Annotated in this window: 19 protein-coding genes; 7 read left to right on the top strand and 12 right to left on the bottom strand. The window is 69.0% G+C overall.

Features of this window, described 5'->3' with window-relative positions; all coding sequences use genetic code 11:
• Positions 1-71: 71 nt before the first annotated feature.
• A complete protein-coding gene (locus tag PMI12_RS06510) occupies positions 72-692 on the top strand; it encodes a hypothetical protein (protein WP_007830355.1) in 621 nt (206 codons plus the stop codon).
• Positions 693-716: 24 nt separating this feature from the next.
• Here the strand turns inward: PMI12_RS06510 and PMI12_RS06505 are convergent, their stop codons facing one another.
• Positions 717-1,556 carry an RNase A-like domain-containing protein gene (locus tag PMI12_RS06505; RefSeq protein ID WP_007830353.1) on the bottom strand — a complete coding sequence of 280 codons (840 nt, stop codon included), beginning with the start codon at positions 1,554-1,556 and terminating at the stop codon, positions 717-719.
• Positions 1,557-1,694: 138 nt separating this feature from the next.
• Between PMI12_RS06505 and dinB the strand changes: the two genes are divergently transcribed.
• Positions 1,695-2,912, top strand: a complete 1,218-nt coding sequence (gene dinB, locus PMI12_RS06500; RefSeq protein ID WP_007830351.1) for a DNA polymerase IV — start codon at positions 1,695-1,697, stop codon at positions 2,910-2,912.
• A gap of 7 nt (positions 2,913-2,919) precedes the next feature.
• On the top strand, positions 2,920-3,603 hold the full coding sequence (locus PMI12_RS06495; RefSeq protein WP_007830350.1) for a TIGR02117 family protein: 684 nt from the start codon (positions 2,920-2,922) through the stop codon (positions 3,601-3,603).
• Between the two features lie 6 nt (positions 3,604-3,609).
• On the opposite strand, the gene PMI12_RS06490 is transcribed toward PMI12_RS06495, so the two are convergent.
• Positions 3,610-4,656 (bottom strand): purine-nucleoside phosphorylase, encoded by a 1,047-nt coding sequence (locus PMI12_RS06490; protein ID WP_007830348.1) that lies wholly within the window; start codon positions 4,654-4,656, stop codon positions 3,610-3,612.
• 144 nt (positions 4,657-4,800) lie between these two features.
• Here PMI12_RS06490 and PMI12_RS06485 point away from each other — a divergent pair, with 144 nt between their 5' ends.
• On the top strand, positions 4,801-5,988 hold the full coding sequence (locus PMI12_RS06485) for a DNA topoisomerase IB (RefSeq protein WP_007830345.1): 1,188 nt from the start codon (positions 4,801-4,803) through the stop codon (positions 5,986-5,988).
• Here PMI12_RS06485 and PMI12_RS06480 read toward each other — a convergent pair.
• From PMI12_RS06480 to PMI12_RS06465, 4 genes are all read right to left on the bottom strand, one after another.
• A complete protein-coding gene (locus PMI12_RS06480; protein WP_007830343.1) occupies positions 5,931-6,611 on the bottom strand; it encodes a hypothetical protein in 681 nt (226 codons plus the stop codon). The genes PMI12_RS06485 and PMI12_RS06480 overlap by 58 nt on opposite strands.
• A 181-nt stretch (positions 6,612-6,792) precedes the next feature.
• Entirely contained in the window at positions 6,793-8,295 is a 1,503-nt protein-coding gene (locus PMI12_RS06475; protein ID WP_007830342.1) for a class I adenylate-forming enzyme family protein, read from the bottom strand.
• A gap of 3 nt (positions 8,296-8,298) precedes the next feature.
• Positions 8,299-9,285 (bottom strand): Bug family tripartite tricarboxylate transporter substrate binding protein, encoded by a 987-nt coding sequence (locus PMI12_RS06470; protein WP_007830341.1) that lies wholly within the window; start codon positions 9,283-9,285, stop codon positions 8,299-8,301.
• A gap of 43 nt (positions 9,286-9,328) precedes the next feature.
• Positions 9,329-11,656 carry an acyl-CoA dehydrogenase gene (locus PMI12_RS06465; protein WP_042672959.1) on the bottom strand — a complete coding sequence of 776 codons (2,328 nt, stop codon included), beginning with the start codon at positions 11,654-11,656 and terminating at the stop codon, positions 9,329-9,331.
• A gap of 107 nt (positions 11,657-11,763) precedes the next feature.
• Here PMI12_RS06465 and PMI12_RS06460 point away from each other — a divergent pair, with 107 nt between their 5' ends.
• The 3 genes from PMI12_RS06460 to PMI12_RS06450 are packed head-to-tail and all read left to right on the top strand — an operon-like array spanning position 11,764 to position 15,103.
• Complete coding sequence (locus PMI12_RS06460) at positions 11,764-12,546, top strand: citryl-CoA lyase (protein WP_007830339.1); 783 nt, start codon at positions 11,764-11,766, stop codon at positions 12,544-12,546.
• A 13-nt stretch (positions 12,547-12,559) separates the two neighbouring features.
• Positions 12,560-13,723 carry an acyl-CoA dehydrogenase family protein gene (locus tag PMI12_RS06455; protein WP_007830338.1) on the top strand — a complete coding sequence of 388 codons (1,164 nt, stop codon included), beginning with the start codon at positions 12,560-12,562 and terminating at the stop codon, positions 13,721-13,723.
• A gap of 18 nt (positions 13,724-13,741) precedes the next feature.
• Positions 13,742-15,103 carry an MmgE/PrpD family protein gene (locus PMI12_RS06450; RefSeq protein WP_007830337.1) on the top strand — a complete coding sequence of 454 codons (1,362 nt, stop codon included), beginning with the start codon at positions 13,742-13,744 and terminating at the stop codon, positions 15,101-15,103.
• Positions 15,104-15,165: 62 nt separating this feature from the next.
• Here PMI12_RS06450 and PMI12_RS06445 read toward each other — a convergent pair whose 3' ends face one another.
• From PMI12_RS06445 to yaaA, 6 genes are all read right to left on the bottom strand, one after another.
• Positions 15,166-16,056, bottom strand: coding sequence for a LysR substrate-binding domain-containing protein (locus tag PMI12_RS06445; RefSeq protein WP_007830335.1), 891 nt, complete (start codon positions 16,054-16,056; stop codon positions 15,166-15,168).
• A 79-nt stretch (positions 16,057-16,135) separates the two neighbouring features.
• The gene (locus tag PMI12_RS06440; protein ID WP_007830334.1) at positions 16,136-17,041 is read right to left on the bottom strand and encodes an SDR family NAD(P)-dependent oxidoreductase; all 906 of its coding nucleotides are present in this window, start codon (positions 17,039-17,041) and stop codon (positions 16,136-16,138) included.
• Positions 17,042-17,165: 124 nt separating this feature from the next.
• Positions 17,166-18,032, bottom strand: coding sequence for an NADPH-dependent 7-cyano-7-deazaguanine reductase QueF (gene queF, locus PMI12_RS06435; RefSeq protein ID WP_007830332.1), 867 nt, complete (start codon positions 18,030-18,032; stop codon positions 17,166-17,168).
• A complete protein-coding gene (locus PMI12_RS06430; RefSeq protein ID WP_007830331.1) occupies positions 18,029-18,931 on the bottom strand; it encodes an alpha/beta fold hydrolase in 903 nt (300 codons plus the stop codon). The genes queF and PMI12_RS06430 overlap by 4 nt, the downstream gene beginning before the upstream one ends.
• An 11-nt stretch (positions 18,932-18,942) precedes the next feature.
• The gene (locus PMI12_RS06425; RefSeq protein WP_007830330.1) at positions 18,943-19,785 is read right to left on the bottom strand and encodes a 2OG-Fe(II) oxygenase; all 843 of its coding nucleotides are present in this window, start codon (positions 19,783-19,785) and stop codon (positions 18,943-18,945) included.
• Positions 19,785-20,567, bottom strand: coding sequence for a peroxide stress protein YaaA (gene yaaA, locus PMI12_RS06420; protein WP_007830329.1), 783 nt, complete (start codon positions 20,565-20,567; stop codon positions 19,785-19,787). The genes PMI12_RS06425 and yaaA overlap by 1 nt, the downstream gene beginning before the upstream one ends.
• Between the last annotated feature and the right edge of the window lie 15 nt (positions 20,568-20,582).

The raw sequence follows: 20,582 nt of genomic DNA, 5'->3' as shown, positions 1-20,582 counted from the left end.
GCACAACGCGCGGCACACGACCTTCGACGCGGGCTAACATCGTCCGCTCGACCATTCAGAGGAGCGCGCAAGTGGAACCCTGGTTCGCCGATGCCAAGCCGATCAACTCGCTGGAGCCCGAGATCGCATTTCATTTGTGGGACGCGTTCAACGCTGCGCCGTACCAGCGGCCCGAGCCGCTCGCATTGCCGGAATTCCAGCGCGCCGAGCGCTTGCGAGTGCGCACCTCGGAGGCCATCGGGCACGAGGCGGAGCTTGCCGCGTACTACGGCCAGGTGGCCGCGCTGGCCCGGCAGCACGCATTGAAACTCCACCAGGTACGCCAGTATTTCTGGATGGACCTGCGGCTCGACAACGAGGAGGCGGACGTGCACCTGTCCTTCCCCTGGTACGACACCTTCTCTTCCATGGACCACTTCCTCGTCGCCGTGGCCGGGCACGACGAGGGCAATATCTACGACGACCAGGACCAGGGCTGGGCGGTGGAGGTCTGGGCTCGCAACGGCACGCTCTACATCCGCGAAAGCGACCCCGATTCCGAAGAACCCGGCCAGGCCGTTGCGCTGCCCAGGGCCGGCCTGCAGGCCCGCATTGCCCCGCTGCGCGAGCGCACCGCGAAGCTCGTGGCCCGTCTTGCAAGCGAGCTCGGCGCCGACGTGTGGACGACGGGCGAAGCCCCTTCTTTCCCGTAGGCCTGCTGCGCCGCGCCGCGGCGCTCAGATCGGATAGGCCGTGAGGATGTAGAACGGCTTGCCGTTGTAGCTTTCCATCTTGAGGATGATCCGCACGCCGGAGAGGTCATTGACGGCCGTGCTGCCGAACTGCACGCCGCGCCCCACCACGTAGCTCAGCACGTGCTCCAGCTCCGGCGACTTGCTGCCCGCGGCCGCCCCGCGCGACCACGCGCGCACCGCGGCGGCGTTGACACGCAGCGTCTCGGTGATCGCGCGCTCCGCGGTGGCAAGGTCGCCAAAGGTGGACACGGCCCTGGGACCCGGCCGGGTGGCGGTTCGCACCCTGGCCAGCAATTGGGCGTCGGTCTGCCCGACATGCCGCGCCATGGTGTGGCCGCCCAGCCTCGATCCCGCTGCGGCCTCGTGCTCGGCCAGCCGGATGCGGCCGCCGCGCATCACGGCGACGATGCGTGCGGCTCCCAGCGCCGATGCCACGACCAGCGGCACCGCCACATCCACCGCAAGCCCGATGCCATCGGCCGTGTCGCGCGAAGCGCCCAGCGCCTCGGCCGCCGAGCTGGCGGTCACGGCGGTGGCCGTGCGCTGCGGCGTGCCGGTCCAGATCTGGCGGCCCGACGTCGCCATGGTGTCGAAGCTGTGCACGCCCAGCACCACGCAGCCGGCCTTGGTCACCATCGTGGGTTCGGGTGCGACGCAGAGCACGCCGGCGCCGACCAGTTCCACGACACCGCCCACCAGCCCCACGGTGCCCCAGAGCCGGTTGCTCCAGCTCGCGGATTCGGGCACGTCCTGCCCGCCCAGTACCGCGGCCATCTGCACCGGCGTCAGCGCGATGCTCAAGCCTTCGACTTCGTCATCCATGCCATTTCCCTTTCCCATGCCATCGGAGGGTCCATCTGCAATCGGGCGCATTCTTGCACGCGGTCGCCCGGCAGGCGAACACCGCCGGAGCGCGAGACAATCGTCAACGTGAGTTCCGAGCCCCCGACATCCCCGCCGATGCGCCGCATCGCCCACCTCGACATGGACGCCTTCTACGCGTCCGTCGAGTTGCTGCGCTATCCGCAGCTCAAGGGCCTGCCGGTGGTGATCGGCGGCGGCAGGCGGCGCGTGGACGAGGCCATCCGCGACCTGCCCGAGGGCGGCACGCTGGCCGACATTCCGGTCGCGGCCTTTCCGCTGCTGAAGGACTACACGGGCCGCGGCGTGATCACCACCGCCACCTATCCCGCGCGGCAGTTCGGCATCGGCTCGGCCATGGGGCTCATGAAGGCCGCCAAGCTGTGCCCGCAGGCCATCATCCTGCCGGTGGACTTCGACGAGTACCGGCGCTATTCGCGCGCCTTCAAGAACATCATCCTGGAGGTCGCCCCGCTCATGGAAGACCGCGGGGTGGACGAGGTGTACATCGACTTCACCGACGTGCCCGGCGGCCAGCGCGACGGCGGGCGCTCGCTGGCTCGGCTGATCCAGACCGCCATCTTCGACGCCACCGGCCTGACCTGCTCCATCGGCGTGGCGCCCAACAAGCTCATCGCCAAGATGGCGAGCGAGTTCAACAAGCCCAACGGCATCTCGGTGGTCTACGAGCACGACCTCGAAACGCGCATCTGGCCGCTGCCCTGCCGCAAGGTGAACGGCATCGGGCCGAAGGCCGACGAGAAGCTCAAGCGCTTCGGCATCGAGACCGTGGGCCAGCTCGCGGCGCGCGACCGCGACTGGCTCGTTGCCACCTTCGGCAAGGCCACGGGCGCGTGGATGCACGAGGTGGCCTGGGGCCGCGACAACCGGCCGGTGGTGACCGAGAGCGAACCCGTGTCGATGAGCCGCGAGACCACTTTCGACCGCGACCTGCACGCCGTGCGCGACCGCGCCGAGCTGGGCGCGATCTTCACCCACCTGTGCGAGCAGCTGGCCGCCGACCTGCAGCGCAAGGGTTACGTGGGCAAGACCATCGGCATCAAGCTGCGCTACGACGACTTCAAGATCGCCACGCGCGACCAGACCATCGAGCGCTTCACGTCCGACGCGAAGACCATCCGCCACACGGGCGGCCTGTGCCTCAAGCGCGTGCCGCTGGAGCGCCCGCTGCGCCTCCTGGGCGTGCGCGTGGGCGCGCTGGCGAAGGCGGGCAGCCCTGAGGCGCTCGCGCCCACGGGGACCGGTGCGCACCGCGCGACGCCGGAGCCCGCGTCGACCACCGCGTCGCTGTTCTGACGGCGCCATGGCGAAACGCTGGCTGCGCCGCATCGCCTTCACGCTGCTGGGCTTCGCCGCGCTGACAGGCCTCTACCTGATCGTGGCCTGCGCGCTGGTGTTCTGGCCCGCCAATGCGAGGCCTGCGGGCGATGCACCGGGCGACGTACAGGCCTGGGTGCTGAGCAACGGCGTGCACACCGACTACGTGTTCCCGATCCGCTCGGCCACCATCGACTGGCTGCAGGTGTTTCCGCTGAAAGACTTCAGGGCGCCGCCGCCCGATGCCGAATTCATCGCCATCGGCTGGGGCGACCGCGAGTTCTACCTGAACACGCCCACCTGGGGCGACCTGACGGCGGCGCGCGCCTTCGGGGCGCTGTCGGGCGGCAACCGCGCGCTGATGCATGTGGGCTACCTGCGGCGCGAACAGCTGGCGCGCGGGGCCTACAGCCTGCCGCTCTCGCACGCACAGTACGCACAACTGGTCGGCTACGTGCGCGCCGCCCTGCCCTCGGGCCATGCCTCACCCATCGCCGGCGCGCACTACGGCGACGACGACGCCTTCTACGAAGCCGAAGGCGGTTATCACCTCTTCGAGACCTGCAACACCTGGACCGGCCGCGGGCTGCGGCAGGCAGGCGTCACCGTCAGCCGCTGGACGCCGTTCGACTTCACGGTGACATGGCACCTGAAGCCTTCACGGCCCTGAACCCGCTCAGGGCTTCGGCACGCCGCCCTGCCACTTCGGCCAGTTGGTCACGATGTGATCGACCACGCGCGAGCCCACCAGCTCGATGTTCTCCACCGTCTCCGCGAAGCCGCCGGCCGTTTCGCCCGGCGCCGGGTCCAGGTGCTGCAGCGTGGTTTCCTTCGGGCTGCCCTGGTCGAAGTTGACCGCGCCGCGCAGGCTCATCACGCGGTCGGTGCCGTGCGTGCGCTTGATCACGAGGGTGATGGCGGCGGCTTCCATTTCGGTGATGACGTAGTCGTCGGCGCCGTAGAGCCCGGCGATGTATTGCGCCTGCTTCGACATGCCGGGGCCATGGAAGAAGGTGTCGCCAGTCATGTGCGTGCCGGTGCCGACGAAAGGCGCGCGGCGGGCCGCGGCGTCGGGGTAGCGCAGGCGGTACTTGCGCGCGCCGTCCGAATCCTTGAGCGGCGTGTCGGCCGAGAGCCTCATGGCCCAGCTCACGAGGTCGGGGTTGAGCTTGAAGCGGCGGTACTCCTCGTAGCCCTTGCGCGGCATGAATGTCGGCTCGCCGGGCTTGTTCTCCTCGGGGGCCCAGCGGTGGCCGAGGTCGTAGTCGACCAGCCAGGTGGCCCAGCTCACTTCGCCGATGGTGCCGCGCGAAGGCGGCGTGCCGGCCACGCCGGAAATCACGTAGTAGCTCTGCGAGAAGTCGAACTGCGGGTTCAGCAGGATCGCCTGCATCGACGACGACGAGTTGACCTTGCCCATGCCGAGCACCGCGCCGCACACGCCGTCGGCATTGCAGTACACAGGCTGCAGCGCACCGGGCACCGCAATGGGCTTGGCGCCCTTCCAGTAGCGTTCGTACCAATGTTGGAACTCGCCGGCGCGGTCGCCCGTGTTCTGGCCGATCTCGAACATGGCGGCGACGAAGACCTTGACCTTCACGGGCGCGCCCGGGGCCGAGGCGGTCGGAGTGGAAGTGGTGGACGCGCAGGCCGTGAACAACAGCGCTGCGGCAGGCACCGCCAGCCAGCGGGCGGTGAAAAGAGTGGACCTGGAAGAAGTCATTCTGGAACCCGTTCAAGAGGAAAGAAGAAGAAGGCGGCGCAGGCGCACAAGCGCGCCTGCCGCACCGAGGGCGCTTGCGGCGTCCTACAACCGGCGATTGTCGATGCTGGCAAAAGCGCGATGTCACGCCACCACGCAAACCCCATGCCGGCCTCTTCCCCTCCTGCCAAGCCGCCTTCGAAGCCGACGCCCATCGCCAACGGCCTCGTCTACGTGAACCCCGGCATGCCCGGCATCCGCCGCCTGAAGCACGGCGAGCGTTTCCGCTACCGCGACGCCAATGGACAGTGGCTGCGCGACGTGGACGAGATCGCGCGCATCCGCATGCTGGCCATCCCGCCCGCCTACACCCAGGTGTGGATCTGCCCGCTGCCCAACGGCCATCTGCAGGCCACAGGCATCGACGCGCGCGGGCGCAAGCAGTACCGCTACCACGCCGACTGGCGCTCGATGAAGGACGAAACCAAGTTCGATCGCCTCGAAGCCTTCGCGCTCGCGCTGCCGCGCATCCGCGCCCGCGTGGCGCGCGACCTGCGGTCGACGAAAGGCCGCAAGGCGCCCGGCCGCACCCAGGTGCTCGCGGCGGTGGTGCGCCTGCTCGACACCACGCTGCTGCGCGTGGGCAACGAGGAATACGCGAACAGCAACGGCTCCTACGGCCTCACCACGCTGCGCAGCCGGCACGCCGCCGTGCAGGGCCAGGCGCTGCGGCTGCGCTTCCGGGGCAAGAGCGGCGTGATGCACGAGGCGAAGCTCGACGATCCGCGCGTGGCCCGGGTGGTGCGGCAATGCCAGCAGCTGCCGGGGCAGGCGCTGTTCCAGTACGAGGACGAGGACGGCGAACTGCGCGGCATCTCGTCCACCGACGTGAACGACTACCTGGCCGAGGCCGCGCAGGGCGAGCGCTTCACCGCCAAGGACTTCCGCACCTGGCACGGCACGGTGCAGGCGCTGGAGCTCACCTTGCTGGCCTGCGAACCGGGCCGCGTCGCTGCCGACGGCAGCCGCTACAGCGCCAAGGACATCCTGGCTGCCGTCGCCAGGCAGTTGGGCAACACGCCGGCGGTCTGCAAGAAGGCCTACGTGCATCCGGCGGTGCTGGCGTTGGGCAGCGCGCTCTCGGATGGCGACGAGGCCACGGGTGTGCTGTTCGAGAAGATCGCCGCGCACCGCACCACCAAGCCCTCGCGCGGGCTGCATGCGGCCGAGCGGCGGCTGCTGGCCTTCCTGCGCGCGCAGCGGCGCGGCCATGCGGCGCGCAAACGCGGAAAGGCTCAGTTGCCGGTCGCGAGCACGAGGCGCACGCTGTCGCCTTCCAACGCCACGGCGTAGCCGAGGTCTTCGGCCAGGTTCTGCAATGCGACGGCGTCGATGGCCAGCGCACGCGGCGCACGGTGCGCGTCGAGCACGGCATGCGTGCCGCCGGGTTCGCGCGGCAGGGCCGTGAGGCGCAGTGCGTTGGCGCCGTCCGCCTCGACCCGGATCGCCCCGGCCTCGGCCGCGCCGTCGTGCAGGTAGCCCAGCGCACCGAGGAACAGGTAGCGCAGCGCAGCCGCGGCGGGCCAGCGATGCTCGTCTTCCTGCGGGTCCAGCGAGGCGTCCGCATCGAGCGTCACGCCGTGCAGGTCGAAGGCAGAGCGCATCAGGGCCACGCACTGCGCCACCAGCGCGCTGCGGGTGATGCCGTCATCCGTGGTGGCCAGCTCCCAGTCGCGCAGGGAGCGGATGGCCTCGACCAGTTCGGACACCTGATTGTCGATCAGCGCCACGCGCTCTTCGCAGGCGGCGGCGTCGATGGTGGCTGCGCCGACCTGCCGCTTGAGCATCAGCAGCGCCATGCGGACCACCGAGACAGGTGCCGCCATGTCGTGCCGCAGGGCGGGCAGCGCGCGCGTGAGCAATTCGTGGCGCACACCGGCGGCAATCCAGCTGCGCGCACTCGGCGAGGACTTCATTTCGCAGCGGCCACGGGCGTCGGGTTCATCGGCACGGTCACGGGTACTTCCTGAAACGAGGGGGAATAACAAGTATCGGCCCCACCTCCCCCCCCGGGTGTAGGAGCGTGCCTACGATGGCGCCGGCACAGGGCCCGGCCCCTACCTCCAGGCCTTCGCAGGCCGCGATCTTCAGCTGAAATCAGCCCGCGGCCGGCCCGCAGCGCGCCTGCAGTTCGCGCTTGAGCAGCTTGCCGTTGGCGGTGGTGGGCATTGCATCGATCACCTCGATGCGGGCCGGGCGCTTGTAGGGCGACAGGTGTTCGACGAGGTACGCGCGCAGCGCCGCTTCATCGAGCACCGCGCCGGCCTTTAGCTCGACGAAAGCGACGACCTGTTCGTTGCCATCGGCCTCGGGCACGCCGACCACCGCGCACAGGTGCACGCCGTCGAAGCGGCCGACGACGGCCTCGATCTCCGCCGGATAGACGTTGAAACCCGAGCGGATGATCATTTCCTTCAGCCGCCCGACCACGAACAGCGCGCCGTCCTCGCCGAAGCGGCCGAGATCGCCGGTGGCATACCAGCCGCCGGGTCGCATCACCTGCGCCGTGGCGGCGGCGTCGCGGAAGTAGCCGAGCATGAGGCCGGGCCCGCGCAGCCAGATCTCGCCGGTGGCGCCGGGTGCGGCGTCGTTGCCGTCGAGGGTCACGATACGGGCCTCGCCCCCCTCCACCGCATACCCCGCCGCGGTGTCGGCGCGCGGCGACTCGGTGCGTGTGAGAAACACCGAGCCCGCGTACTCCGACAGCCCGTAGCCATAGTGCAGCGGCTGCCCGAACAGCTGCTCCACGCGCTGCTTGAGCGCCGGGTCGAGCGGCGCGGAGCCGGTGTAGACGTAGCGCAGTTGCGGAAAGCACGGCGCGGCCTCCTCCGCCTCGATGTGCGCCAGCAGCCGCGCATACATCGTCGGCGGCCCGAGCAGGTTCGACACCTGCTCGTGCGCCAGCGCGTGCAGCACGTCGGCCGGCGAGAAGCTGCCGCGCAGCACCAGCGCCGCGCCGCCCGTGAGCGCAGCCATCAACACCGTTCCGATGCCGAAGATGTGCGTCATCGGCAGGAAGGCATAGACGCGGTCGCGCTCGCCCAGGGCGCGCACCTGGGCCGACACGCGGCCGAAGTGCAGCAGCCCGCGGTGCGACACCATCACGCCCTTGGGCGTGCCCGAGGTACCGGAAGTGAAGATGATGGCGGCCGTGTCGGCCAATGCCGGATCGGGCTCGGTGCGCGCTTCGGCACGCACGGCCGAGCGCATCACGCCACCGAGCGCCGCGGCCGTTGCACCGGCCCTCTGCGCATGCTTTTCAGCGGCTTCGGAGGCGGCGGCCGTGAAGCAGCAGACACGGGCATCGGCGCGCTCGACGATGGCAGCGATCTCGCCCGGCGACATGCGCGCATTCACGCCGCACGACCATGCACCGACGCGGCTGCAGGCCATGAGCAGCGCGATGTGCGCCGCGCAGTTCTCGGCCACCAGCACCACGCGGTCGGTCGGCCGCACGCCGGCGGCCAGCAGGTCTTGCGCGGCAACGTCGACCATCGCCTGCAGCGCGGCATAGGTCGTCGTGCCCGCAGGCTCGAAGAGGAAAACGGCATCGGGCGTGCTTGTCGCGCGTTCTTCCAGCAGGCTGTGGATGCGGCGCATCGGCTATTCCGCCTCGATGCCCTTGGACGCGGTCGCCCAGAGCTGGCGGTCGGACTTGCCCTTGGCCGCCAGCAGGTCGGCCGCGCCGGACCACACGTCGTAGCCCTGCTCGCGCAGCCGGCTCGCGATGTCCTCGCGCGCGAGCATCTTCTGCACAGCGGCGTTCATGCGCGCCACCAGCGCCGGGTCCATGCGCGCCGGACCGTACAGGCCGAACCAGCCGCCCACGTCGTAGCCCGGCACGCCCGATTCGATCATCGTCGGCACCTCGGTCAGCATGCGGTTGCGCTGGCGCGAGGTGACGGCCAGCGCGCGCACCTTGCCGGTCTGGATGAAGGGCTTCGAGGTGGCGATGATGTCGAACATCATGGTCACGGTGCCGGCCATCACGTCGGCGAGCGCGGGCGCACTGCCTTTGTAGGGCACGTGCGTGAGCTGCACGCCGGTCATCTTCTCGAGCAGCGCGCCGCTCAGGTGGTTGGACGCGCCCACGCCCGCCGAGCCATAGAACACCTTGCCGGGCCGTGCCTTCGCATAGGCCAGCAGCTCGGCCACGCTGTGCACCGGGACTTCGTTGTTGACCACGAGCACGTTGGTGTAGTCCACCAGCGGCGCGATGGGCGTCAGGTCCTTCATCGGATCGAAGGCCATGTGGCGCTGCACGTTCGGGTTGATGGTGATGGTCGGGCTCGCCCCGAAGAACAGCGTCGCGCCATCGGGCTGTGCTTTCGCGACCGCGTCGCCGCCGAGCGAGCCGCTGGCGCCGGGCCGGTTGTCGACGATGACCTGCGTCCCGAGTGCCTGGCTCAGCGCGGGCGCGAGCAGGCGCGCGGCGCCGTCCACCGGGCCGCCCGCGGAATAGCCGACCACGAGCTTGATGAGGGACGGCAAGGACTGCTGCGCGAAGGCGCGATGGGGCACGGCGGCCAGCGCCGCGCTGCCCGCCAGCGCGGCCACCCATTGCCGGCGCGAAAAGTCGATCGAGGTCATGAGCGTTGTCTCCTGTTATGAATTGCTTTGGCGGCTGCGTCGCTCACGCCGGCAGGTCGAGGACTTGCCGCGCGAGGATGTTGCGCTGGATCTCGTTGGTGCCGCCGTAGATCATTGCGGCCGTGGAGCCGATGAGCGGCGCGAGCACGTTGAAGGTCTGGCCGTCGAGCACCTGGTCGCCGGCCACGGCGCCCTGCTCGTCGCCCGCTTCGACCAGCAGCGCGCCGATGCGGTGGTAGGTCTCGCTGGCCCAGATCTTCAGCAGCGACACCGAAGCCGGCAGCGGCTTGCCCGCACGCACGATGTTCGCGAAGCCCGTGTACGCCGCCGACAGGTCGAGCACGTCCAGCCGCAGCGCTGCGAAGCGCTGCGCGAACACCGGGTCGGCGAACAGGCGCCGCGCCTGCGCCAGCCGCGCGAGCTGACCCAGCGCGTACTGCGACTGCTTGGGGCTGCCGAGGAAGATGCGCTCGAAGCCCAGCAGCGCCTTCGCGATGGTCCAGCCGCCGTGCAGCTTGCCCACGAGGTTCTCGGCCGGCACGCGCACGTTGTCGAAGAACACTTCGCAGAACTCGGGCTCGCCCGCCAGCGTGCGGATCGGCCGGATGGTGATGCCCGGTGTGCGCAGGTCGCACAGCAGGAAGCTGATGCCCTCCTGCTTGCGCGCCTCCTTGTCGGTGCGCACCAGCATGAAGATGTGGTTGGCGTCCTGCGCGAGCGTGGTCCAGATCTTCTGGCCGTTGACCACGAAGTGATCGCCCTGCGCATCGCGCGCGGGCAGGGCTTCGGTGCGCAGGCCCGCGAGGTCGGAGCCGGCGTTGGGCTCCGAATAGCCCTGGCACCACACATGCTCGCCGCTCAAGATGCGCGGCAGAAAGCGCTGCTGCTGTTCGGTCGTGCCGTGCTGGATGAGCAGCGGCCCGATCATCACGATGCCCTGGTCGGGTGCGCGCGCCACGCCGTACTGCTCCAGCTCCTCGATCCACGCGATGAGCTTGTCGGCGGGCAGGCCCATGCCGCCGTGCGCCTGCGGCCAGGCGGGCGCGATCCAGCCCTGCGCCGACAGCGTGAGGTACCACTCGCGCATCTCGCTCCAGCGTGCGCGGTGCGAGAGGTAGCGCAGCTGCTGCGGATAGCGCTGCTGCAGGAAGGCGTGCACCATGCGGCGGAACTCGGCCTCGGGCATGGTGGACCAGTCTGCCGTGCGCGGGAACTCGCCTTTCCAGGTGGCCGCGCCCGTGGTCGCTTCGGCATCTCCAGCCAGCACGGCATGCCGCCGCTGATGCGCACTGACATTCCCAAGCCACGCCGACAGGCACAGCACCCGCTTGTAGAACAGGCTCAGGTCGCACTCCTGCGTATAGCCGATGGCGCCATGCAGTTGCACCGAGGTGCGCGAAGCCTGCAGCGCGGCGGCCGTGCAGCGCGCATTGACGCGGCTTGCCTCCGCTTCGAGCCGGTCGACCGTCAACCCCTGCCCTGCCACCGCCAGCACCTCGTTCAGCGTGGCCTGCGCCACTTCGAGATGGATGAACATGTCGACGCAACGGTGCTGCAACGCCTGGAAGCTGCCGATGGGCTTGCCGAACTGGGAGCGCGTGCGCAGGTAGGCCAGCGTCTGCGCCAGCATGGCCTGCCCCGCACCCAGCAGTTCGGCGGATTGAAGGATCTGGCCGGCCGCGAGTGCATGGCGCAAGGCATCCTGCGCAGCCGGCCCTTCGGCCAGCACGGCCTCCGGCGGCAAGGCGACCTGCTCGAAGCGCAGGTTCGAGGCCTGGCCACCATCGACCAGCGGCACCAGCGCCTCCGTCACGCCTTCGGTGCCGCGCGGCACCCACAGCAGCACCGCGTCGTCGTCGCCGCGCGCCGACACCAGCCAGCCGCTGGCGCCCGCGCCGGGCAGCACCATGAGCTTTTCGCCCTGCAGCAGCACGCCGCCAATGTGGCCGGGCCGCGGCTCGCAGCCGCAGGCCAGCGGCACGGCGCTGAGGTCGCCAGCGCTCTCCTGCCATGCCAGCGCGGGCAGGCTGCGGCCTGTAACCAGTTCGGCGAGCAAGGCGTTCGCGCCCGGCGTACCGAGCCGCGCCAGCAGCAGCGCACTGAGGCCTGCCACGGCCAGCAGCGGCTCGGGTGCCACATGCTCGCCCGCGGCCCGCAGGATTTCCGCTGCGCCGTCGAGCTCCAGTGCAAGACCGCCGGCCGATTCGGGAGCCAGCATGCCGGGCCAGCCGAGCTCGGCGATTGCGCGCCAACCGTGCGCCTCATCGGCATCAGCTTGTTCCATGCGCTCGCGCCGCCGCTGGATGGCGCGGCTGCGAACGAAGTAGTCGAGCGCCGCTTCGCGCATCGCCGAAAGTGATTCGAAGTCCATCGCCGCAGCGTGACAGAAGGCCCCGCCGGGCGGCATTCGCATTTGCCGAAGGGAGGGTTTTGCAATCACGCAGCCGCCTCGCGCGATGGAGGGCTAGATTCGGCGCCATGACCAAGATCAAGAAATCCCTGCACACCGAGCTGGGCCACAGCACGCCGGACAAGATCACCGTGCGCGGGCGCGACCTGCCTTCGGAAATCCTCGGCCACCTGAACCTCGGCGACATGGCCTTCCTGGAACTCACGGGCCGCATCCCGACGCCGCAGGAATCCGTCACCTTCAACGCCATCGTCGTCACGCTGGTGGAGCACGGCATTACACCCAGCGCGCTGGCTGCGCGCCTCACGTACGCAGGCGCCCCCGAAGCGCTGCAAGCCGCTGTGGCAGCGGGTCTTTGCGGCCTGGGCACGGTGTTCGTCGGCAGCACCGAGGGCGCGGCGAAGATGCTTTACGAAGCAATTCCCTTCGGCGAGAAGCCCACGCGCCCGCTCGCCGACATGGCGAAGGACATCGTGGCCGATCATCGCGCGCGCAAGCAGATCGTGCCGGGGCTGGGCCATCCGCTGCACAAGCCCATCGACCCGCGCACGCCGCGGCTGTTCCAGATCGCGGCGCAGAACGGCTTGTCGAGCCACTATGTCGCGCTGATGCAGGCGGTGCAGGAGGAAGCCGAGCGCGTGTCGGGCAAATCGCTACCGATCAACGCGACCGGTGCCATCGGCGCGATCGCGGCCGAGTTCGGTTTTCCGTGGAAGATCATCCGCGGCTTCGGCGTGATGGCGCGCGCCATCGGCCTCGTGGGCCACATCCTCGAGGAGATCGACGATCCGATGGCGGTCGAGATCTGGCAGCGCGTGGAGAAGGAAGCCGGCGGCCCGCGCCGGGACTGAGCAGCAGCAAACAATGAACAACGCCAACGACAAGAACTTCCCCGACATCCGCGACGCCGTGCGCGACCTGTGCACGCAGTTTCCCGATGCCTACTTCCGCAAGATCGACGAGGCGCGCGGCTACCCCGCGGAATTCGTCGACGCGCTCACCAAGGCCGGCTGGATGGCCGCGCTGATCCCGCAGGAGTACGGCGGCTCCGGCCTGGGCCTGACCGAGGCCTCGGTGATCATGGAAGAAATCAACCGCTGCGGCGGCAACTCCGGCGCCTGCCACGGCCAGATGTACAACATGGGCACGCTGCTGCGCCACGGCAGCGAGGCGCAGAAGCGCGCCTACCTGCCGAAGATCGCCAACGGGGAACTGCGCCTGCAGTCGATGGGCGTGACCGAACCCACCACCGGCACCGACACCACCAAGATCAAGACCACGGCTGTGAAGAAGGGCGACCGCTATGTCATCAACGGGCAGAAGGTGTGGATCTCGCGCATCCAGCATTCGGACCTGATGATCCTGCTGGCGCGCACCACGCCGCTGGCCGACGTGAGGAAGAAGTCCGAAGGCATGTCGATCTTCATCGTCGACCTGCGCGAGGCCATCGGCAAGGGACTGACGGTGCAGCCCATCCTGAACATGGTGAACCACGAGACCAACGAGCTGTTCTTCGAGAACCTCGAGATTCCGGCCGAGAACCTGATCGGCGAGGAAGGCCAGGGCTTCAAGTACATCCTCGACGGGCTCAACGCCGAGCGCACGCTGATCGCCGCGGAGTGCATCGGCGACGGCTACTGGTTCATCGACCGGGTAACGGCCTACACCAAGGAGCGCGTGGTGTTCGGCCGCCCGATCGGGCAGAACCAGGGCGTGCAGTTTCCGATTGCCGAAGCGTTCATCGAAGTGGAAGCAGCGAACCTCATGCGCTATGAAGCCTGCCGCCTGTTCGACGCGCACCAGCCCTGCGGCGCACAGGCCAACATGGCGAAGTACCTGGCGGCCAAGGCGAGTTGGGAGGCGGCCAACGCCTGCCTGCAGTTCCACGGCGGCTTCGGCTTCGCCTGCGAATACGACATCGAGCGCAAGTTCCGCGAGACGCGGCTCTACCAGGTGGCGCCGATTTCCACCAACCTGATCCTGAGCTACGTGGCGGAGCACATGCTCGGCCTGCCCCGCTCGTTCTAAATGAGGGATGCGATTGCCATGAACGCTGTGGACCACCCGAGCAAGGTGCTCGCCGCCTTCGCCGCCGAACTGAAGTTCGGTGACATCCCCGCCTCCGTGCTTCGCCGCACCGAGGACCTGATGCTCGACTGGCTGGGCTCGGTGCTCGCCGCCCGCACGGCACGGCCGGTGCGCAGCATCGAGCGCTTCGCGCAGATGATGGGGCCGGCCGACGGGCCCAGCGAGATACTGACCTCGCGCCGCACCAGTTCGCCGGTGTTCGCGGCGCTGGTCAATGCGGCGGCCTCGCACTATGTGGAGCAGGACGATGTGCACAACGGCTCGGTGTTCCACCCCGCTGCCGTCGTCATAGCGCCCGCGCTGGCCGTGGCGCAGAGCCTCGGCGCAAGCGGTGCGCAACTGCTGACGGCCGTGGTCGCGGGCTATGAGGTCGGCATCCGCGTCGGCGAATTTCTCGGCCGCTCGCACTACAAGACCTTCCACACGACCGCGACGGCGGGCACGCTCGCCGCTGCAGCAGCGGTCGGCCGCCTGCTGGACCTCACGCCGCAGCAGATGCTGCACGCCTTCGGCTCGGCCGGCACGCAGTCGGCCGGCGTATGGGAGTTTTTGCGCGACGCGGCCGACTCGAAGCAACTGCACTGCGCGCACGCGGCGGCGAGCGGGCTGATGTCGGCCTACCTTGCGCAGGACGGCTTCACCGGCGCGGCGAAGATCCTCGAGGGCGCGCAGGGCCTGGGCGTCGGCATGTCGAGCGATGCCGATCCGGCGAAGCTCGTCGATGGCCTCGGCACACGCTGGACACTGGCCGAAACCTCCTTCAAGTACCACGCCTCCTGCCGCCACACCCACCCCGCCGCCGACGCGCTGCTGCAGGTGATGACGCAGAACAAGCTCAAGCCCGCCGACGTGTCGCGCGTGACCACGCACGTGCACCAGGGCGCCATCGACGTGCTGGGCCGCGTGACGGTGCCCGCGACCGTGCACCAGGGCAAGTTCTCGATGGGCACGGTGCTGGGCCTCATTGCCGTGCACGGCCGCGCAGGCCTCGGCGAGTTCGACCGCGACTTTCTCGCGCCCGAAGTCTCGGCCTTCCGCGACAAGGTGACGATGCAACTCGACGCCGAAGTCGACACTGCCTACCCCGCGCGCTGGATCGGCAAGGTCAGCGTACACACCGCCGACGGCCGCACGCTGCAGGGCCGCGTCGACGAACCCAAGGGCGACCCCGGCAACAGCCTGAGCCGCACCGAGATCGAGGACAAGATGCAGCGCCTCGCGCACTACGGTGAAGGCGTGACGGCAGAAGAAGCAAAGGCCCTATGCAACCGCATCTGGCAACTGGGCGAGACCCGGAAAGTGACGCGCTGGTTGCCCTGAGGCAGGAAGGGCCTCAGGCCCGCCCCGGGCCCGGTCTGCGGTGCCGGATGGAACGCCCAGGCTCAGGAAGCGATCAGGTGATCGAACAGCTCCCGAGCAGATGCAGGCAGCTGTTCCCGATCACGTGCGATCAACTTCAGCTCCCGCTCGGCCCACGCATCGCTGAGCGCCACAGTCGAGATGCGCATCGCCATCGACAGCCGCTGGGCGGAAGACGCGGGTAACACACCCACCCCCACGTCCGCCTCGATCATCAGGCAGATCGCCTCGAAGCTGCTGACCTGGATGCGCGGGTTGAAGCCCCGCCCCGCCAGTTCGGCGCGGCGCTGCAGGAAGCGGTGGATGGCGCTGCCGTGGTGCAGGCCCACGTGCTGTTCGTCGAGCGTGTCGGCGAAGGCCACCGAAGGGGCGCCCGCGAGGTGGTGCGTGAGCGGCACCACCAGCACGAGGTGGTTGCGCCCGAACGCGCGCGCATCGAACTCGCCGGTATGCACGTCGCCGGCAAGGATGCCGATGTCGGCCTCGCCGTCGGCCACGGCGCGCACGATCTCTTCGCTGAGGTATTCGCGCAGGTCCACCTGCACGGCCGGATGCTGCGTGAGGAAGCCCGCGAGCTTCTGCGGCAGGTACTCGGTGATCGAGGTGGTATTGGCGAACACGCGCACATGGCCCTTGATGCCCTTGCCGAAGTCCTGCATGTCGCAGCGCAGGTGCTCCATCTGCTGCATCACGCGCTTGGCATGGTAGAGCACGGCCTGCCCCGCGGCCGTGAGGCTCACGCCCTGCGCGCTGCGATGCAGCAGCTTGCCGCCCACGGCCTCTTCCATCTGCTTGATGCGCGTGGAGGCTGCGGCCAGCGAGATACAGGCCTTCTCGGCGCCGCGCGTGAGGCTGCGCGCCTCCGCCACGTAGACGAACAGTTTCAGGTCGAACAGGTCGAAATGCAGGTTCACCGGTCAGGCGCGCGAGGAAGGAAAGTAACGCGCATTGTCCGGCGAATGGCGCCGTGCGCGCCCGCTTGCGGGTTTGTCCTCAGACGGGGTCCCAGCTGAACACGTCGGCCGAGCGGTCGAGCGGGAAGAAGCTCGCGCGCATCGCGGGCATGGCGTGCTCGGCGATGCTCTGCGGCGTCCAGCCCTCGGAGCGGTGGATCGAGCGCACCGGGCGCGGCTGGCTGATGAGCGAGATCTCGTTGTTGCGCACCGAGAAGATCTGGCCGTTGACCGCGCCCGCCGCCTCGCTCGCGAGGTACACCGCCAGAGGTGCGACCTTGGCCGGCGTCATCTGCTTGATCTTGTCGACGCGGGCGCGCTGCTCGTCGGTGTCGGTGGGAATCGCGCCGATCATGCGGCTCCAGGCAAAGGGCGCGATGCAGTTCGAGCGCACGTTGAATTTCTGCATGTCGAGCGCGATCGACTTCGACAGCGCGACGATGCCGAGCTTGGCGGCCGAGTAGTTGGCCTGGCCGAAGTTGCCGATCAGGCCCGAGGTGGAGGTCATGTGCACCAGCGCGCCCGCGTTCTGTTCCTTGAAGTGCACGGCCGCCGCGCGGCTCACGTGGTATGCGCCGTAGAGATGCACCTTGAGCACCGAGTCCCACTCGTCGACCGACATCTTGTGGAAGAAGCGGTCGCGCAGGATGCCCGCGTTGTTGACCGCCGCGTCGATGCGGCCGAAGCTGTCGAGCGCGCACTGCACGATACGCGCCGCGCTGGCGGCATCTGCCACGCTGTCGGTGTTGGACACGGCCTGGCCGCCGGCCGCGCGGATCTCGTCGACCACCTGCTGCGCGGGGCCGGCGCTGCCGCCGGCGCCATCGAGCGCGGCGCCGATGTCGTTGACCACCACTTTCGCGCCGTGGGCCGCCATGGCCAGCGCGATGTCGCGCCCGATGCCGCCGCCCGCGCCCGTGACGACGACCACTTTTCCTTCAACCATGTTTGTCTGTGCTCCGGAGGTTCTTTCGACCGCGGGTTCGCGGGCATATTTCAGAATGCCACAGGCGAAGCGAAAGCGGGTTTCAGGTTTCCGAAGAGGGCCTTCGGCGCGGCCCCGGGGACGGCTATTGGCGCGCCGTGCGGATGTTCGCCGGCAGCGCCTGCGGCCAGCTCGTGCGGAACGGATTGATGTCCAGCCCGCCGCGCCGCGTATAGCGCGCATACACCGCCAGCTTGGTCGGCTTGCAGCGGCTCCAGATGTCCGTGAACATGCGCTCGGCGCACGGTTCGTGGAACTCGTTGTGGTTGCGAAAGCTCACGATGTACGCCAACAGCCCGGCCTGGTCGATGGGCGGGCCGCTGTAGCGGATCTGCACGCTGCCCCAGTCGGGCTGGCCGGTGACAAGGCAGTTGCTCTTGAGCAGGCGGCTGGTGAAGGTTTCGTTCACATGCACCTGCGTGGCATCGCTGCTCAGCAGCTCCGGCGCGGGCTGGTAGTGGGTGCACTCGATGTCGAGGCGGTCGAGGTCGAGGCCGTCGAGTTCGTGCACCGGCTCGCGGTCGAACATGTCGGGCGCCATCAGCTTCACGCCGATGCCGGCCGACTGGTCGCTGCCGCGCCACGCGGCTTCGGACAGGTCCGCGCGCAGGCGCTCGCGCACCGCGTCGGCGCTCGCGAACTGGCTGTTGTTGAAGCTGTTGAGATAGAGCTTGAAGCTCTTGCTCTCGATGATGTTGGGCGTCTCGCACGGAATGGTGAAGTGCACGATGGCCAGCTGCGGCTTGCCGCGCAGGTTGAGCCAGCTCACCTCGAACGCGGTCCAGAGGTCGGCGCCGAAGAAGGGCAAGGCATCGGACCTGATGCCCATGGCCTCGCGCTGCGTGGCGCGCGCGATGGGAAACAGCAGCGTGGGGTCGTAGCGGTCGGCGTAGGCCGAGGCGCGGCCGAGCTGCGATTGCTCGGGCGTGTTGGAGTTCGGGTCGTGGCTCATGGTGTGGCGTTTCTGGCCTCCGCTGCATGCGCGAACGGAGCAATGTGGTTGGCGAGGATGGTGCACACCTCGGGCGGCAGGTCGTGGCCCATGCCGGGGATGGCGACGAATTGCGAACCGGGAATGCGCCTGGCGGTGTCCTCGCCGCAGGCAATGGGCACGAGCGCATCGGCGTCGCCGTGCAGCACCAGCGTGGGCGACTGGATGCGCGCCAGCACCTGCGGCCGGTCGGCATCGGCGCCGACGGCCAGCATCTGCCGCATCAGCCCGGCCGGGCGGTATGCGCGGCGCATGCTGAAGGTGAGGCGCGCGGCCAGCTCTTCGTCGCTCTGCGGGTAGGCGGGGCTCTGGATCAGCCGCAGCAGCCGAATGCTGTGCGCGACCAGCGCAGCCTCGTCGCGGCCCACCGGACGGCGCATGAGCATGGAGGCCACCTCGCGGCGCGGCCCGGGCAGGCCGCGTGCGCCGCTGGAGCTCATGATGCTCACGAGGCTGGTCGTGCGCTGCGGTGCGGTAGCGGCCATGCGCTGGGCGATCATGCCGCCCATGGAGGCGCCGACGATGTGGGCCCTTTCAATGCCCAGCGCATCGAGTACACCGAGCGAATCAAGGGTCATGTCTTGCAGCGTGTAGGCAGAGCGCACCGGCAGGCCGAGGCGATGGCGGATGGTTTCCCACACGACGTTGCCCACGCCCGCATGGTCGAAGCCCTGGCTCAGGCCGATGTCGCGGTTGTCGTGGCGCACCACGCGAAAGCCCGCGTCGACCAGCTGCTGCACGAAGCCCGTGGGCCATGCGACCAGCTGCATGCCCAGGCCCATGATGAGCAGGATCACGGGGCGACCCTCGCCTCCGGTGTCGTCGACTTCGATCTGCAGGCCGTTGGCGGTGACTTTCATCGGCTTCTTGCTTACTTGAACTCGCGCTCGCGCAGCCACTTGGTGGCGACCCACTTCTCGCCCGCCAGCACCGGCGCGCCGCCGTGCAGCGTGCGAGTGACGGGGTCGGGCCGGTCATAGCTGAAGAACACGCCGCAGCCGCGCACCGGCGCCACTTCGAGGCCCACGTCGGGGAAGGTGGTGGCGCCGCCGCCTTCGGGCTCCTGCAGGTACATCACCAGCGTGGCGACACGCTGGCCGCCGCGCTTGAGGATGGTGGGCGTGCCGGGTTCGCCGGGGTCGAAGTAGTCGTAGTGCGGGCGGTACTGTGCGCCGGGGGCGTAGCGCAGGATCTGCAGGCCCTCGCCGTATTCGAGCGGCCAGCGCAGCAGCGTGGCGAGGCGCTGCTCCAGCCGCGCGACGATCTCGTTCTCGCCGCGTTCGAAGAACATGCCGTCGCTGGTGCGGTCGACGTTGAGCACCTCGCCGCCGGTGCGGGTCTCCACGGTGAGCGAACGCGCGAGCCGAACACGCGCCGCAGCGATCAGGCCTTCGCACTCCTCGGCCGACAGCAGGTTGCCGAACACGACGACACGCGGATGCCGCATGGTCTGCAGCACCTGCACGCGGCGGTCGCCGGCATCGAGGTACAGCGGCGCACCGTCGAGGTCGGGGCCGGGCATTTTGGTGCGCACGGGCGGCAGGGCCACCTCCACGTTGGGGAATCCGGCCTCGAGCTGGGCCAGCGCCGTGTCGGCGGCGGCATCGTGCCAGCCGGCCGCACGCATGGAAGCGCGCAGCGCTGGCACCGAGTGCCCGGCCGCGAGCTGGGCCACCAGCCACTCGCGCAGTTCCGGACTGATCGGTTGCGACATCAGACTTTCCTCCTGAACACCAGCCTTTCGGCTGTCGACACCTGGGCGTCGAAACCATAACCCTCGAGGTCGAATTTTTCCAGTGCCTTGGGCGTCGCCGCCTTGTGCTGCACGGCCCAGCGGGCCAGCAGGCCGCGCGCGCGCTTGGCGAAGAAGCTCACGATCTTGTACCTGTCGCCCTTCCACTCCTCGAACACGCATTCGACCACACGGGCCTTGAGCACCTTCTTGTCGACCGACTTGAAGTACTCCTGCGAGGCGACGTTGACGACCACCGGCGTGCGGTCGGCCGCGAGGCGCTCGTTGAGGTGCTCGGCGATGCGCGAACCCCAGAAGGCGTAAAGGTCCTTGCCGTGGCGATTGGCCAGTTGCGTGCCCATCTCGAGGCGGTATGGCTGCAGCAGGTCGAGCGGGCGCAGCAGGCCGTAGAGGCCGCTGAGGATGCAGACGTGGTCCTGCGCCCAGGCCAACTGCCCCTTGGTGAGCGTGCGGGCATCGAGGCCGCCGTAGACGTCGCCGTCGAAGGCGAAGGCGGCCTGGCGGGCGTTCTTCTCGGTGCTCTTGCCGGACCAGGCTTGGTAGCGGGCCACGTTCAGGGCGGAGAGCTTGTCCGACAGGTGCATCAGCTCGGAGATCTGCTGGGGCGACTTCTCGCGCAGCAGCCTGATCAGCTCGACAGAGGGGCCGCGCGGAGATTCGAAATGGGGTTGAGTGGCGGGGATTTCAGAGGGAACCGGAGTGTCGTAGTCGAGCGACTTCGCAGGGGAAAGCAGGAACAGCATGGCGGAATTATCAGT

The organism is Variovorax sp. CF313, from assembly GCF_000282635.1.
Classification (GTDB): domain Bacteria; phylum Pseudomonadota; class Gammaproteobacteria; order Burkholderiales; family Burkholderiaceae_C; genus Variovorax.
Note: the sequence above shows the minus strand (reverse complement) of the source record. Positions and strands in the feature narration are given on the sequence as shown.

Coding starts and splice junctions, on each gene's coding strand:
- PMI12_RS06465 (WP_042672959.1), bottom strand. CDS start 11,656: ATGGACTTCGAATCACTTTCGGCGATGCGCGAAGCGGCGCTCGACTAC.
- queF (WP_007830332.1), bottom strand. CDS start 18,032: ATGAGCCACGACCCGAACTCCAACACGCCCGAGCAATCGCAGCTCGGC.
- dinB (WP_007830351.1), top strand. CDS start 1,695: ATGCGCCGCATCGCCCACCTCGACATGGACGCCTTCTACGCGTCCGTC.
- PMI12_RS06470 (WP_007830341.1), bottom strand. CDS start 9,285: ATGACCTCGATCGACTTTTCGCGCCGGCAATGGGTGGCCGCGCTGGCG.
- PMI12_RS06485 (WP_007830345.1), top strand. CDS start 4,801: ATGCCGGCCTCTTCCCCTCCTGCCAAGCCGCCTTCGAAGCCGACGCCC.
- PMI12_RS06455 (WP_007830338.1), top strand. CDS start 12,560: ATGAACAACGCCAACGACAAGAACTTCCCCGACATCCGCGACGCCGTG.
- PMI12_RS06505 (WP_007830353.1), bottom strand. CDS start 1,556: ATGGATGACGAAGTCGAAGGCTTGAGCATCGCGCTGACGCCGGTGCAG.
- PMI12_RS06475 (WP_007830342.1), bottom strand. CDS start 8,295: ATGCGCCGCATCCACAGCCTGCTGGAAGAACGCGCGACAAGCACGCCC.
- PMI12_RS06450 (WP_007830337.1), top strand. CDS start 13,742: ATGAACGCTGTGGACCACCCGAGCAAGGTGCTCGCCGCCTTCGCCGCC.
- PMI12_RS06460 (WP_007830339.1), top strand. CDS start 11,764: ATGACCAAGATCAAGAAATCCCTGCACACCGAGCTGGGCCACAGCACG.
- yaaA (WP_007830329.1), bottom strand. CDS start 20,567: ATGCTGTTCCTGCTTTCCCCTGCGAAGTCGCTCGACTACGACACTCCG.
- PMI12_RS06480 (WP_007830343.1), bottom strand. CDS start 6,611: ATGAAGTCCTCGCCGAGTGCGCGCAGCTGGATTGCCGCCGGTGTGCGC.
- PMI12_RS06440 (WP_007830334.1), bottom strand. CDS start 17,041: ATGGTTGAAGGAAAAGTGGTCGTCGTCACGGGCGCGGGCGGCGGCATC.
- PMI12_RS06425 (WP_007830330.1), bottom strand. CDS start 19,785: ATGTCGCAACCGATCAGTCCGGAACTGCGCGAGTGGCTGGTGGCCCAG.
- PMI12_RS06495 (WP_007830350.1), top strand. CDS start 2,920: ATGGCGAAACGCTGGCTGCGCCGCATCGCCTTCACGCTGCTGGGCTTC.
- PMI12_RS06430 (WP_007830331.1), bottom strand. CDS start 18,931: ATGAAAGTCACCGCCAACGGCCTGCAGATCGAAGTCGACGACACCGGA.
- PMI12_RS06490 (WP_007830348.1), bottom strand. CDS start 4,656: ATGACTTCTTCCAGGTCCACTCTTTTCACCGCCCGCTGGCTGGCGGTG.